The sequence below is a fragment of the Cellvibrio sp. PSBB006 genome, assembly GCF_002162135.1.
In the GTDB taxonomy this organism is placed as follows: Bacteria; Pseudomonadota; Gammaproteobacteria; order Pseudomonadales; family Cellvibrionaceae; genus Cellvibrio.
In genome coordinates, this window is record NZ_CP021382.1 from 4,490,282 (window position 1) to 4,504,810 (window position 14,529).

Sequence of the window (14,529 nt, forward strand, 5' to 3'; positions counted from 1 at the left end):
CCCACGTTCGACCGTGCCTGGCATCCCTTCGTCACCGTTATTGCGAAGTTATTGAAAGATGATTGAAATCTTCGTGCATTAATCTAAATAATAATAATTACCATTTGCGTTAATTTGGTGGCTATGTACAATTTCGCCATCGGTACCTCATGCCGATGCACAGGATTTATTCGGGCAAGAACGTTTGGATAGCAGCTCTCAGGTAAGAACTTTCAGGTAAGAACTTTCAGGTAAGAACTTTCAGGTAAGAACTTTCGGGTAGGAACTCATGTTGACCGCAGTGAATCGCAAGGCGCATATCCTGATTGTGGAGGATGATCCCGCGCTCAATACCCAGGTAGCCGAATTGCTTCGGCAGCACGGCCACAGCACGGAACAGTGTTTCGATGGGCCGGGCGGTTTGATGGCCGCCATCAGTCGTCGCTTTGACCTGATCTTGCTGGATGTGCTTCTACCGCGTATGGATGGCTTTGCTGTCCTCAACAAGTTGCGCAAAACCCGCCAGACGCCGGTGATGATGCTTACCGCCTGCGGGGCAGAAGAGGAGCGCATCACCGGTTTCAGTAAGGGTGCCGATGATTTCGTGCCCAAGCCGTTTAACTTTACCGAGCTGTTGTTGCGCATTGATGCACTCCTGCGCCGTTCCATGGGGCTCACCGATTCGCGCGCTAACATTGCCGAACTCTGCGTGGGTCCGCTGCGCCTTAATCGCCAGGCGCAAAGTGTTTTTGTTAATGACACGCCGGTGGTGATTACACCCATCCAGTTCAAATTATTGTGGATGCTGGTCAGTCACCAGAACGACACCCTTACCAAACCTTATTTGTATCAACTGGTGTTGGAGCGGGAATTCAGTTGCTATGACCGCAGTCTCGATATGCACCTGAGCCGCGTGCGCCGCAAATTAACCGAAGCTGGCCTGGCACCGGATCGACTGCAAACTATCCACGGCAAAGGCTATGCCTTTGTATGAACAAGCGTTTGCTGTGGACCCTGTGTCTCACCATTGCGGCGGGCACGGTGGTGCTTTACGGGATCATTAATTACCTGACGCGCAATACTGAAACGCAGATGAGCTTTATTGATCCGCAGCATCAACAAACCTTGTTGGACTACGGCGCTGAAGCGGAGCGTTTGTACCGCGCAGGCGACATCCGCGCGTTACGCGATTGGCTACAGCAATTGCAAACGCGCGAGCAGACCTGGGCGGCGGTGATTGCGGCAGATATTCAACCCTTGGCCGGCAGCGTGCTGGCGCCAGCTTTTTCTGAACGTTTTCGTCTCGGCCGCGATGTCAGTTGGAAAATCCATCTGTATTTTAAAGAAAATCCTGTGATGGATATTCCCTTCGCCGACGGGAAAACATTTTTTGTCATGACCTTGCCGCAACGCATGCGGCCCGGACAATATTGGAATTACGCACAGCTGTTATTACAGATTGCCTTACCGCTGGCGGTGCTGATCAGCGTCAGCCTGGTGTTATACCGCCACCTGATGCAGCCCTTGCGACAGCTGGAAAACGCGACGCGACAATTCAGTGAGGGCAAGTTCGATGTGCGAGTGCGCAATTGCCTCGGCTCGCGCAATGATGAGTTAGCTGCGCTGGCAGAAACCTTTGATCGCATGGCTGATCGCACGGGCAATTTAATCCTCACCCAACGACAATTGATTGCCGATCTTTCCCATGAGTTACGCACGCCATTAACGCGTGTTGATATCGCGCTGCAATGTGCCGAGCGCGAACTGGTCAAGCCGGGAAAAACCTTTCAACGCATTGCGCGCGAGTCGCGCATCATGCGCGAACTGGTGGAGGATACTCTGACCCTGGCGTGGCTGGAAAATGAAAAACCTGTGCTGGTGAAAGAGCATCTGGATCTGGTGGATTTACTGGACAGTATTATTGACGACGCACGCTTTGAATTTCCCGCACAGCGCATTACGGCGCAACTGCCGTTGGAAGCGCCCCTGATAACCTGTTCTCGCTCATTGGGGCAAGCGATTGAAAATATTATCCGCAACGCGGCCAGCCACACGCCGGTCGATGGCGTAGTGCACATCAGTCTACAGGTGCAAAACGATAACTGGTGTTTGTTGATTGATGACCAGGGGCCAGGTGTGCCGCAGGAGCATCTGGATAATATCTTTAAACCGTTCTTTCGCGTGGCACACGAAGACTGCGAACACCAGGGCTTTGGTATTGGTCTGGCCCTGGCACGACGTCAGATAGAAGCCGCGAACGGTTGCATCCTTGCGCAGAATTTACCGCAGGGCGGATTGCAGATGGTTATCCTCTTGCCGAGACCGACCCGGCGCATAGTTGGTCTGTAACAGTTGTAACAACACTTCACAGTCGGTTGAATTGAAAAATAGAATCGGCGGCTGTCACTCTTGAGTAAACGCATCATGTGGAGAAACGCGTTATGTTTGAACGTCAGGCACAGATAACGACCGCCAGAGCGCAGCACTATCTCTACCAAATGTGTAAACATTTCAGCCATAAAATTGCAGCGCAGTGGGATGAACAGTTTGGCAATCTGGATTTCGGTATCGGCCAATGTCGACTGCACGCTGAAACAGAGACATTGCTGGTTTATTGCGAAGCGGAAGATGCTGATAATTTGCATGAAGTTATGGATGTCATCAAACGCCATTTTGATCGCTTTGCGCACAAAGAAGCCTGCGAGCTGGTCTGGTCGCACTAACACAAGGATTATTTTTTGACACACGCTTCGTCCGACCGCATCCTCAGCGGTGCTGTTATCCCGACATTTTTTTATTTTGTCATTCCCTCCATAGCCGCCTTGCTGGCGTTGACGACTGCCAATCTGGTGGACGGTTTATTCATCGGTAATTTTGTCGGTGCAGATGCACTGGCGGCGATTAATTTTTTGATTCCCTATCTTGCACTGGTCTTTGGTCTGGCGCTGATGCTGGCCATCGGCGGTTCGGTGCGCGCCGGTAAATTTCTGGGAGAAAAAAACTCGCAAGCCGCATCGGCTATCTTCAGCAAATGTGTTATCACCGTGGTCGTTTTTTCCTTGGTGATGGCAAGTATCAACCTGTTGTTCAGCCGCTGGATTTTTTCGGCGCTGGGTGCACCTGAATCACTCCATCCGCTGATGCGCGACTACTTTCATATCATCGCCTGTTTTCTGCCCGCGCAATTGTTATCGGTGGTGTTGTATTACTTTATCCGCGCGGACGGTAAGCCGGTGATGGCCACTGTCGCGCTGACCAGCGGTGCGCTAGGCAATATGGTGTTGGATGCTTTATTTATCGGTTATTTTCAGTGGGGCATTGCTGGTGCGGCTTGGGCTACCGGTTTGTCGCAGTTGTTACAATTAAGTATTTTATGTTGCTATTTCTGGCAGCCTTCGCGCCGGTTGCATTTTCAATTTCGTCAAACGCAGTGGGCCGAAGTGAGGCAAGCCGCGTTTAATGGGATCTCGGAATTTGTTAATGAAATGTCCGGCGGGCTGGTGATCCTGGTGGTGAACTGGTTGCTGGTGACACGTATCGGTGTGGATGGCGTATCTGCCTTTACGGTAATTAATTATTGTTTGTTTGCCAGCCTGATGATTTTTTATGGCATTGCCGACGCCATGCAATTATTGGTGGCACAAAATTTCGGTGCGCGTCAGGTGCAACGTATTCGTCAGTTTATGTTCACGTCTGTTTTGGCGATATTGACGCTGGGCGGCGTATTAATTGCGTTGTTATTGGGAGGGCGGGCGCATTGGGTTGGCTGGTTTGTCAGTGCTCACGAAACGGCGGTGATAGCCTTGGCCGCCGATTTTATTCTGGTTATCTGGCCGATTTTTTTGGTTAATGGCCTGAATGTACTTTTATCGTCATATCTCACGGCCATCCATCGGCCGGCATCCTCTGCCACTATCGCCTTATTGCGCAGCCTGATTTTGCCGATCAGTTTGTTGATGTTGCTGTCCTGGTGGCTGCCTGATTATTCATTGTTGATTGCCTTGCCGCTGGCGGAGTGGCTGACATTCCTGGTGGCGCTTCTGCTGTTTTTTCGCTTTAAGCCCGCTGCGTTATTTACTGCTGAGGAATTGATTACTTCGCGCTGCTGATCATGGCGCGCTGATCTTCGTAAACGTAACAGTTGTAAAACTGATTGAAGCTGAGATCCATTCTCATTAACTTCGTGGCTCTTCCTCGACAAGATCGCGGACCGGCAACGGAAATCCATGCAGCAATGGTGAGCTATGAGTCAGTCGTGCAGTGAGATTGCAGAACACGCATCCTTTCAGGCATTTATCAATGGTTATTTGCGTGAGGTTGATGGGGGTGTCTGGCATAACGCGCGACAATGGTACTCGCGGCATTCCGACCTGACTCACGCGCCCGCCGAACACATTATTGAATTGGCATTAACGCACCAGAAAATCCACCTTGCCCTGGCGGTGGATTATTCCTCGTTAGTGGGGCGTCATCGCATTGGTGCTGTGGTGATACAGCAAGCGAATGAGCCCTGGCAGCCAATCGATTTTTTCCCTGCTTTATTATTTTTAATTAACGAGATCTACACCAATGCGGGAAAATCCTCGCCGGCATTAAAAGAAAAACATATTGAATTGATCTTGCGTGTGACTTCCAGTTTGCAATTGATGACACGCTATCTGCAAACGCGGCAGGCAGACAGTCGTTTGCTGGGTGACCGGTTTATTGAATCCGAACAATCGCTGCTCTATGGGCACTGGCTGCACCCCACACCCAAGAGTCGACAGGGGATGGCGGATTGGTTGCAAGGTTGCTACTCGCCTGAAATGGGTGGCAAATTTCAATTGCATTATTTCGCCGTAAAACGTTGTTATATCAAACAGGATTCCATTGCTGAGCAGAGTGCAGAGTGTATTTTGCGCAGTGCATTGGGCAGCGAGGCACCGATAGTATCCGATGATTATATTCTTGTGCCGGCGCATCCCTTGCAGGCACAGTGGATGTTGCATCAGGATTATATTCAGCAAGCCATAGCCGCAGGATCAATATGTGATCTGGGGCGACTGGGTTTGCATTTTACCGCCACGTCTTCGGTGCGCACTGTATATTCTGAACACTGGCCGTGGATGCTGAAATTTTCCATCCCGGTAAAAATCACCAATTCGCTCCGCTTGAACCACTACCCGGAACTGGTCGCGGGTAAGGTGATGGCAAATTTGTTACGCCGCTGTGGGTTTTCAAAAAAATATCCGCAATGTCAAATCATTGATGACCCGGCTTATCTGACTGTGCAACTGCCTGGGCAAATGGAAACCGGTTTTGAATTAATTATTCGCTCCAATCCTTTCCTTGAGCACCAGGACACCGGTGTGCATTCCATTGCCGCGCTGGTGCAAGACCCGTTGCCCGGTTTCCAATCGCGTTTGGCCATCCTGATTGACACCTTGGCCACTAAAGAAAAACGTAATCCATCGCAGGTCGCGCGTGACTGGTTTGAGCGGTATCTGGAATGCGCGATAGTGCCGTTAATTTTGCTGTACGAAGAGCAGGGTATTGCCCTGGAGGCGCACCAGCAAAATAGTCTGCTGGATGTAAAGAACGGCTATCCGACAACCTATTTCTATCGCGATAATCAAGGGTTTTATTTGTCGCCGAACCATCGGGAGTCTCTCGTAGCTATCGAGCCAAGTGTTCGAGAAACACCGGAGCTTTTTTACGATGACGACATGATCTGCGATCGCTTTTCTTACTATCTGATCATCAACCAACTGTATTCGGTGATTCATCGCCTGGGTGCAGATCGCTTTATCAATGAATCCACATTGCTGGCGTGCGTGCGTCGCCGCTTGCGCATTCTGGAAAAGCAATTGCAAGGCACCGGAAAACAATTTGTACAAGGCCTTTTACAAAAAGACGCGATTCCCTGTAAAGCCAATCTGCTAACGCGGTTGCACGATATTGATGAGCTGACCGCAGACCTGGAGCTGGCCGTTTACACGCACATCAATAATCCCTTGGCGAACCTAGAAGATGTGGCAAATACGGAGGTGGATTATGAAGTGGCATGATACCTGTCGTGATAAAAGCCCCGAACAGCGTGTGCTGCGCCAACTTATTGAAGCCTTGTTGTATGAAAAATTAATTGCTTACAACACCCTTCCCATTACGCAATCGCAGGACGTGATCTTTCAGTTTACGCTGGAACAGCAAGACTATCGCTGTCGCGGCCAGGTCGGTGTATTTGATCGTATCCGTTTAGTGGCTGACAGCATCTGCCGTTTGCGTAAAGACGGCTCACAGGCTAACGCAGAATTATCGACGATTGTGATGAGCCTGCCGGTGAGTGATGCCCGTCGGGAACAACTGCTGATAGAGCTTGAACAAACCATCCGCTTGTGTCACTGGAACGAGCAGCATTTGCCGATTGCTGAAATCCTGCGGCGTAATCTGGGCTACGCAGCGTTGGAGTCGGCTATTCATGAAGGTCATCCCTATCACCCCTGTTTTAAAGCGCGCACCGGTTTTTCGCTGGAGGATCATCAGCAGTTCGGGCCTGAAGCTGGCCAGAGTTTTCAGTTGGTCTGGCTTGCTGTTGCGCGCAACCGCGTGCGCAGCGCGTTGCCGGTAGCGGAAGAAAATTTCTGGCAGCGGGAACTTGATAAAGCGGTGGTGTTATTGCTTTCCCATCGGTTGCGACAGCAAGGCGGGGATGTCAGTGATTATACGTTAATGCCGATGCACCCCTGGCAATGGGAAAATCTGAAAAACTCCGCACTGGCTTCGGCGTTAACCAATCGCGAAATAATTCACCTGGGGGCGGCTGGTGATTATTATCAAGCCACACAATCTGTGCGCAGTGTGCTGAATGTCAGCAATCCGTTGCGCGCTACCGTCAAGTTGCCGATGAACCTGGTGAATACCTCGTCGCTGCGTACGCTGGAATCGCACGGCGTATGTTCTGCCCCCGCTATTTCGCAATGGCTGCAAGCTGTAGTGCGCACGGACCCACTGTTTGAAAAACGTTATCCCCTGGCATTGCTGGATGAATATGCGGGCACACTTTATTTGCCGGATACTGCACAAGCAGCGCAGCTTGATGGCCAGGTGGCGGCCATCTGGCGCGAGAGTATTGAGCATTATTTAATGCCCGACGAACAAGCCGTGCCGTTTACTGCCTTGGCATTGACGGAAGCAGATGGTCGGCCCTTTATTGATGAATGGCTGGACCGCTATGGCATGGAGCCCTGGTTAAATCGTTTGATTCAGGTCGCTGTGTTGCCCGTGTGGCACCTGCTGGTAAAACACGGCATCGCCCTGGAGGCACACGCCCAGAATATGGTGTTGGTGCATCGCGACGGTTGGCCACAAAAAATTATTCTGCGTGATTTTCACGAGAGTGTGGAATATGTGGATGACTATTTATCCGCGCGCGATTACCTACCCGATTTCAGCGCATTAAATCCGGCCTATACCAATGCCGAACCCAATCGCTATTACTGGATGACCAGCATTGAAGCGTTGCGCGAACTGGTGATGGATACCTTGTTTGTATTCAACCTCAGTGAAGTGTCGCACCTGCTGGATGGCTACTATGGTTTTGCCGAAGCGCGTTTCTGGCAATGGGTAAACCAACAGCTACAGACTTATCTGGATGATAATCCCGCGCTTGCCAGTCGCCAGGCGCAACTGCATTTTGATGCAGCCAGTATCAACACTGAATCCTTGCTGACACGAAAATTATTCGGCAAAGCCTTTGCCGAATTCCATCACCTGGTCAGCAACCCTTTTTATTCCCACCAGCCGGTTAAGAGCTTGCCCGAATATGATCTATGTGAATGACGATCACTACAGCCGCGATTTTTTCACTGCGCGCTTTAACTACTATGACACGCTGCCTGTCTTGCGCGATTGCGCAGGACAACGTCTGGCCGTGTGCCTGACCGATACCGCTGAATGGATAGCCTTGTGTTTATTCATTAAACAGAAAAAAGGCTCTGTGTTTCCCATCCATGCGGCGACACCACTTGAGGCGGCACGTCGTGCAGCGCACCGCGCTGATTGCCATCAATTATTATTTCATTCACTCGACAATCCTATCGCTATGAGTGAACGCGGTTCCGATGCCGCCGGCATGTTGGTGCAGATGAGTTCCGGCACCACCGGTGAGCCAAAAACCATCGCGCGAACCTGGGAATCGATAGATGAAGAAATTGCCAGTTATATTTCAAGCTTCTCCTTGGCTGCAACTATGACGCCGGTGGTGGCATGCCCGGTCACGCATTCCTACGGTTTGATTTGTGGCGTTCTGGTCGCATTGCAACGCGGCGTGCAGCCAATTGTCATCACCCAAATCAATCCGAAATATTTACTAAAAAAATTACGCACGCAACCGCAACACCTGTTGTATGCCTCGCCGACTTTGCTTAATACCTTGTGTCAGCTTCTACCTGCCGATGCCCGTTTCCATGCCGTGATGACATCCGGCTCGGTGATGCCCAAGCCCTGGTTTATAGCGCTGCAACAGAAAACTGAATTTTTGTTTCAGCAGTATGGTTGCTCCGAAGCAGGTTGTGTCGCGCTGGGCCAATCGCTGAGTGCCGCCAACGCTATGGGTAAACCCTTGCCTCATGTTGACCTCATTGCCGGAGCGAACAGTGATGCTCCCGCAGAAATTGTGATAACCAAACAGGGTGTCAATATTTTTACCCAGGATCTCGGATATCTGGATGCCCAAGGGGAACTCTTCTTTGTTGCCCGACAGGACGACACCATCATCGTCGCTGGGCTCAATGTGTATCCCCAGGAAGTGGAAGATGTACTGCTGGAGTACGGCCCCATCACCGACGCTGTTGTGTATAAAAGGCAAGACGCTTACGCCGGTGAACGCGCCTGTTTGAAATATGTTGCCCGCGAATCAGTGGACTTCAATCATCTGCGTGCCTGGTGTGCCAGGCATCTGGCGCCGCATCAAGTGCCTCACGAATTCGAACAGGTGGATGAGATTCCCCGTTTGCCCAACGGCAAGATCAATCGTAAATCCCTGGCTAATGCTGTTGCGGTGTCGCCAGCGTAATTTTCTGGATCAAAAGGTTTGTGCATGACCAAAACAGATATTGTTAACCTGATACATCACGTGCTGGCTGAGAAGATGGCCGCTCCCTATGTATCTGCCTTCAGCCCTTACGCCCGCTTGAACGAAGATTTATATCTCGATTCGGTAATGGTGTTGCAACTACTTCTGCACCTGGAACTGGACCACGGTTTTGTGATTCCCGATGAAGCCCTGGCCAAGGAAGATTTTGAAACGGTTGATACCTTGGCTAACCTTCTGGCCCGTTTGGAAAACACGACTACCGCTATCGAAACGTCGGTAGAGTTTGATGATATCAAGGTTCATTGTTTCGTCAGTTGTGTGTGCGAAATCATCAAGAAATCTGAGCTTGTGGATCATCGACCCTTTTATTTCGGTGTGTGGGATGCCGATATAGTTGTGACAGATGACAGCCGGATTTCCTATCACTCAGCCACGATCAATCATGACTTCTTTATTGATTGGTACAAGCGAATTTATGGCGTCACCATTCATCGCTGGTATGACAGCGCCTTATCCAAAGAGGCCAATGTCCGCCGTTTGCTGTCCTTGCTGGACAATAAAATGCCGGAGCGAAACATCATGGTCATGCTTGATATGTACCTGTTGCCGGAGCGGGAGAATAAATTCAATGCAAACCCCTTTCCACATTACGTGATGCTGGAAACGACCGAAGAACCGGAAACCTGGCTGATGCTGGACCCGGATTATCGCTGGGAAGGTGAATTGCCCAAAGCCAGAATACTTGAGGCCATTCGCTCGCCCCATGCCGTCGGCGGCTATTACTTTGACAGTTCGGATATCGTGCCTTCAACTCACACGGCGATCAAAGCGTATTTCACAACGTGTATAAAACTCGATACCAATCCCATGACCGACGCCGTGCGGACAATCATTCGCCACCATGTCGATGGGCATCAGGGTTTGCAATTATCCCAACTCGCCGAAGCCCTGAAAGAATTACCGGTGTTATCGATTCGTAAATACGCCTATGAACACGGGTTTGCGTTTTTTTGGCGAGCCATGGATCTGGATGATGACGAATTTGAACGTTGGTGTGACGTTATCGGCAAGCTGGTAGAGACCTACAAGATTATTCAATACCGCGCCATGAAGCTGGCCGTGACGGCGGATGAAGATCTGGCGCGCGATATTTTTCAGTTGTTGGATGAGCAGGATCAACGCGAATTCAAAATCAAACAGCACTTGTATGCTGTTTTTCAAACCTGGTGTGCCACATGGGAAAAAACCTCAATCGGTAATGTCAGTTTATCGCCAGCGGAGGCATGATGATTAATTTATCGCTCTGTACGATCTCATTTCGCCACCAGTTAATTTCCATCGAACAAGTGGCTGACTGGGCGCGCGCGCAACAATTTCACGGCCTTGAACTCTGGGGCATCCACGCGCGCAATCTTGCGCAACAACCGGAGTACGATGAGCAATGGCTGGCATCGTTCGGGTTGTATACGGCAATGATCAGTGATTATCTGCCGTTGGACGGCGACCCGCACCAAGCCAAGGCGAAAGCCGGCATATTGTGCGAGTGTGCCAGCCATTGGGGGACGCGCAAGATTCGCAGCTTTGCCGGACAACTGGCCAGTAATGCGGTGAGCCCTGAGCAACGTAAGGCGATGGTCCGGCGTTTACAGCAGCTCTGTGATCAACTGGCCGATTACGGTTGTGAATTGTTGATAGAAACCCATCCCAATACGCTCGCTGATACTGCAGCCTCTACGCGACAATTGTTGCAGGAAGTTGATCACCCCTCGCTAAAACTGAATTTTGATGTATTACACCTGTGGGAAGCGGGCGACGATCCGCTGACGGTTTATCAGGAATTCAAACCCTTCATTAAACATTTTCATTTAAAGAATATTCGCGAGCGACATTTGTTGCCGATATTCTCACCCGCCAATGTCTATTCACCCGCAGGAGTTAGGGACGGCATGGTGTCATTATTTGACGGTGAGTTTGATTATTCGACCTTCCTGACCCATCTGGCTACAGACATAGACATGGAAGCCTCATTGGAATGGTTTGGCACGCATGTGAAAGAGGTGTTAAAGCAGGATCGCGAACGTATTACGCGGCTTGTGCAGCCAACCAACGCAAAAACATTTTTGCAGGCACGAGCAGTTCCGGTATAGGTGCTCGTGGAAATAGCAGGGGTACATCGAATAGTCGATGCACCCTTGAAGCATGGATCGCCTACTGACAGGAATGCGTCAGACGGTTATAGAGTGAATTTAGATCCAGGCTATCACTCCAGCCTTGTGGCTTGTAGGAAGAGTTGAAGCCCGCATTTTGCAAATCCTGTGCATAGCGGTTATTGATGTATTGATGGCTGAAATTACCCACGCCATTGAAATAATGATCAACCAGGTTAGTCGGATGCAACGCAAACTCACCACGATAACTGGCACCGTCATTACCATCGTTCCAACCCCAGGGCGCATTCGCCGAATTACTGTTGCACGATGCGAAGATCGCACCACCACCGCAACCACCGCTGTTATTTCCTTTAAAGGTTCCCCACGCATGAAAGGTGCTCGACATGGCACTGCTCATGCTTGCTTCATGCAGGGCCTGTTGCCAGAAACCATTGGGCGTAAAGATATTTACCAGTTGATATTTCACCGACCGATCATTACCCGATGAAGGTGTCTCACCAGTACCGCGGCTTGGGTAATAAATTACGCCGTCCTGGTTGCTCGCACCGGTGAAGTTGTTGATATAAGGCCAGGCTTTTAATCCGTGACCTTTTGCCTCCTGCGCCGTGCGCGCACGATTTGAGCCCTCATAAAACGTAAAGGTAACGCTGCCATCAATATTTTCATGGCCGTTGGTTAACGGACTGCCGTTAGGCACAAAGGAATAAAAGTCGCTATGGAATACCGTGATCATTCCTTCCATGGCACCGTAGGTACTGCCGTTCTTGCGCACCACAAACAGCGCGCCTTCCAGGTCATTTTCATGCTCACCATCAAACGGCGTATCCACCCAATCGCGCGGATGAAAAAAAGCATAGGTAATAAAATAATGCGAACAGCTTTCTACCACCGAATAATAAACGGTGGCTGGCCACAAGCCGTCACCGAGATTGTCCCAGTTGTTATTCGAAACCCAATCCGAGTCATAATCAATGGCGGTAATATATTCCGCCGGATAGTTTGTACTGTCAGTATCCTGATAATGAATGGGGGCATGATGAAAAGCCAGGTCGGCATAAAAATCTGCGCTTGCGTGAGCGGTAATAAACATCAATAACATTGCCAATATCTTGTGTATATATGACACGGTGCGTTCCTTTTGTAAGTGTTAGGAGATAAGGAAAGCTGATGATACGGAGCAAATATTTACGCAGAATGACGATATTGTGACGGGAATATAGATGTAACGTGGCAGCAGATTTGCTCAATTGCTGATTATCTTGCAGGTCTGGAGTTTACTGATCGATATGATTGATACAGCCGTTCACCAAGAACGCTGATTGTCAGGCCGCTGATAATGAGTATGCTAGCGAGGATTTTTTTTGTTCCCATAGCTTCATCCAATAGCACGGACGAGCCAATCAAACCAAATATAGGCACCAATAACGAAAGTGGTGCAACTGTAGAGGCCGGATATTTCTTTAAAAGTGAATTCCATACCCAGTATCCAAATAGAGTTGTGGGGTAAACCTGAAACAGAATGGAATAGATCGCATTTCGATCCAGTTGCAGCAACAGGTTGGAAAAATAGTTTTCATCTTGAGTCATGGAACCCAATAAAAATAACGGTATCGGTGAAAAAACGCTCGACCAGACTAAAAAGGCGAACATTTTCTTTGTTCCGGATTTCTTAACGATAATATTGGCTAGGCTCCAGCTGAGTGCGCCGAACAGAACAAGAGCCAATCCTATATAGGTAACGGAACCATCGGTAATAGTAATAATTAATACCAGGCCAGCGAGTGCAAGCGCACTTCCCCACTTTTTAAATCGGGAGATTTTTTCGTTGAGCAACAGAAATCCCAGCAATACTGTCAAGAAAGCACTGAATTGCAGCACCAGGGACGCAACGCCTGCTGATATACCAAAATAGATACCCAGTGAAACGATTCCCCACAAGCCGACACCGAATATGAAACCGTAAGTGGCAATATACATCAAACTCACATCTGGCTTTTCCACGAAAAAAACCAGAGGAATTGCGCATAACAGGAATCGAAAGGCGGCCAGCGTAAATGGATCAAGTGACACCAAACCTAATTTAATCAAGGAGAAATTAATGCCCCAGATTGCCGTAACAAGTACTGCCAGTAAGAGATCTTTGGGATGCATAGGATACTTGGTTAATTTCGTTTAACAGCTCTGATTGACAATTTCAGCAGATAGCTGGCTGCGATATTGTTGTGCTTTACCAGCTAGTGCGTAAGCTGCCAATTGCCCCTGGGAATTCAGCCCTTTGGCTATCATGCCTTGGTCAATTTCTTCCGTTACCCATTCAACGGCCTTATCTTTCATAGTAAATAGCAACGGCATTTGTTGGATTTTTACCGCCACTGGATAATTACCCAAGGAAACATCAACAGGTACTCCACATAGTGTGGATGCCAAGGCTCGTGCCGATTGTATTATAGGTGCTATGTATTGATGTAATGCACCATTGATCTCTGCGCAGTCACCAATTGCAAAAATATTACGGTGACTGGTTTGCAAGTAAGAATCAGTAACAATGCCGTTATTGACAGCCAGTCCGGCACTTTTTGCCAGTTGTGTGCCAGGCCTCAATCCGGCGCAATTGACCACAACAGAAGAGTTTAAAGAGCTTCCATCCGAAAATTGCAGAGTTTTTTGCGAGTTTGAGATATCTATTCTTATTACCTTTCGGTTTGAACTGCATATAACGCCCGCTGCTTCGAGTGCGCATTTGACATATCTGCAAAGCGCTTCAGGAAATAATTTCATTAACGGTTCATCTTGCGGGTAAAGTAAATGCGCTTGGTATTCGGATCTCGCCAGATCACTCGCTAACTCGCAACCAACTAGACCTGCCCCGATGATAGTTGCCTTTTGGTTTTGCGCCAAAGCTGCATGTAGTTGTTTGTAGGATTGCAAGGAATTTAAATGAAATATTTCATTGCTAACACAGCCCGGAATATCCACAGGCCCAGCGCCTGTTGCTAGTACAAGCTTATCATAAGCCACTTTGGAGTCTGCGAAGTAAACGATTTGGCTGCCTACGTCAATAGCACTGACGTTTTGCTTCGAGAAAAGCGTAACGTCATACTTTTTGGTCCATTCTTCCGCTTTGGCGGTAGTTAATTTTTCCAATGGAATTTTGCAACTCAACGCTTGCGACAAATTGGGCTTGTAATATTGATCAGCATTGCAGGCGGTTATAACAGAGATCTTGTAGTTTGCATTAAGTCGTCTCAATGACTGAACAACAGAAAATGCAGCTATACCTGCGCCGATAATGACTATGTTCATGCG

At 49.2% G+C, this 14,529-nt stretch carries 12 protein-coding genes; 9 read left to right on the top strand and 3 right to left on the bottom strand.

The genetic code is table 11. The features are described from left to right. Positions 1-268 precede the first annotated feature (268 nt). From CBR65_RS18735 to CBR65_RS18775, 9 genes are all read left to right on the top strand, one after another. Positions 269-973, top strand: coding sequence for a response regulator transcription factor (locus CBR65_RS18735; RefSeq protein WP_087468262.1), 705 nt, complete (start codon positions 269-271; stop codon positions 971-973). Continuing rightward, positions 970-2,328 carry a sensor histidine kinase gene (locus tag CBR65_RS18740; protein WP_087468263.1) on the top strand — a complete coding sequence of 453 codons (1,359 nt, stop codon included), beginning with the start codon at positions 970-972 and terminating at the stop codon, positions 2,326-2,328. The genes CBR65_RS18735 and CBR65_RS18740 overlap by 4 nt, the downstream gene beginning before the upstream one ends. Before the next feature lie 92 nt (positions 2,329-2,420). Then, complete coding sequence (locus CBR65_RS18745) at positions 2,421-2,702, top strand: DUF2218 domain-containing protein (RefSeq protein ID WP_087468264.1); 282 nt, start codon at positions 2,421-2,423, stop codon at positions 2,700-2,702. Between the two features lie 15 nt (positions 2,703-2,717). Continuing rightward, the gene (locus CBR65_RS18750; protein ID WP_087468265.1) at positions 2,718-4,088 is read left to right on the top strand and encodes an MATE family efflux transporter; all 1,371 of its coding nucleotides are present in this window, start codon (positions 2,718-2,720) and stop codon (positions 4,086-4,088) included. Positions 4,089-4,223: 135 nt separating this feature from the next. Continuing rightward, positions 4,224-6,026, top strand: coding sequence for an IucA/IucC family siderophore biosynthesis protein (locus CBR65_RS18755; RefSeq protein WP_087468266.1), 1,803 nt, complete (start codon positions 4,224-4,226; stop codon positions 6,024-6,026). Next, complete coding sequence (locus tag CBR65_RS18760) at positions 6,013-7,797, top strand: IucA/IucC family siderophore biosynthesis protein (RefSeq protein WP_087468267.1); 1,785 nt, start codon at positions 6,013-6,015, stop codon at positions 7,795-7,797. Before CBR65_RS18755 ends, CBR65_RS18760 begins: the two co-directional genes overlap by 14 nt. Next, positions 7,781-9,031 carry an AMP-binding protein gene (locus CBR65_RS18765; RefSeq protein ID WP_087468268.1) on the top strand — a complete coding sequence of 417 codons (1,251 nt, stop codon included), beginning with the start codon at positions 7,781-7,783 and terminating at the stop codon, positions 9,029-9,031. The genes CBR65_RS18760 and CBR65_RS18765 overlap by 17 nt, the downstream gene beginning before the upstream one ends. Before the next feature lie 24 nt (positions 9,032-9,055). Continuing rightward, the gene (locus CBR65_RS18770) at positions 9,056-10,339 is read left to right on the top strand and encodes a DUF6005 family protein (RefSeq protein WP_087468269.1); all 1,284 of its coding nucleotides are present in this window, start codon (positions 9,056-9,058) and stop codon (positions 10,337-10,339) included. After that, the gene (locus tag CBR65_RS18775) at positions 10,339-11,199 is read left to right on the top strand and encodes a sugar phosphate isomerase/epimerase (RefSeq protein WP_198300807.1); all 861 of its coding nucleotides are present in this window, start codon (positions 10,339-10,341) and stop codon (positions 11,197-11,199) included. The genes CBR65_RS18770 and CBR65_RS18775 overlap by 1 nt, the downstream gene beginning before the upstream one ends. A 61-nt stretch (positions 11,200-11,260) precedes the next feature. On the opposite strand, the gene CBR65_RS18780 is transcribed toward CBR65_RS18775, so the two are convergent. From CBR65_RS18780 to CBR65_RS18790, 3 genes are all read right to left on the bottom strand, one after another. Next, on the bottom strand, positions 11,261-12,349 hold the full coding sequence (locus tag CBR65_RS18780; protein WP_157672152.1) for a hypothetical protein: 1,089 nt from the start codon (positions 12,347-12,349) through the stop codon (positions 11,261-11,263). 128 nt (positions 12,350-12,477) lie between these two features. After that, the gene (locus CBR65_RS18785; RefSeq protein WP_087468271.1) at positions 12,478-13,374 is read right to left on the bottom strand and encodes an EamA family transporter; all 897 of its coding nucleotides are present in this window, start codon (positions 13,372-13,374) and stop codon (positions 12,478-12,480) included. Positions 13,375-13,395: 21 nt separating this feature from the next. After that, positions 13,396-14,526, bottom strand: coding sequence for an FAD-dependent oxidoreductase (locus CBR65_RS18790; protein WP_087468272.1), 1,131 nt, complete (start codon positions 14,524-14,526; stop codon positions 13,396-13,398). Positions 14,527-14,529: the final 3 nt, after the last annotated feature.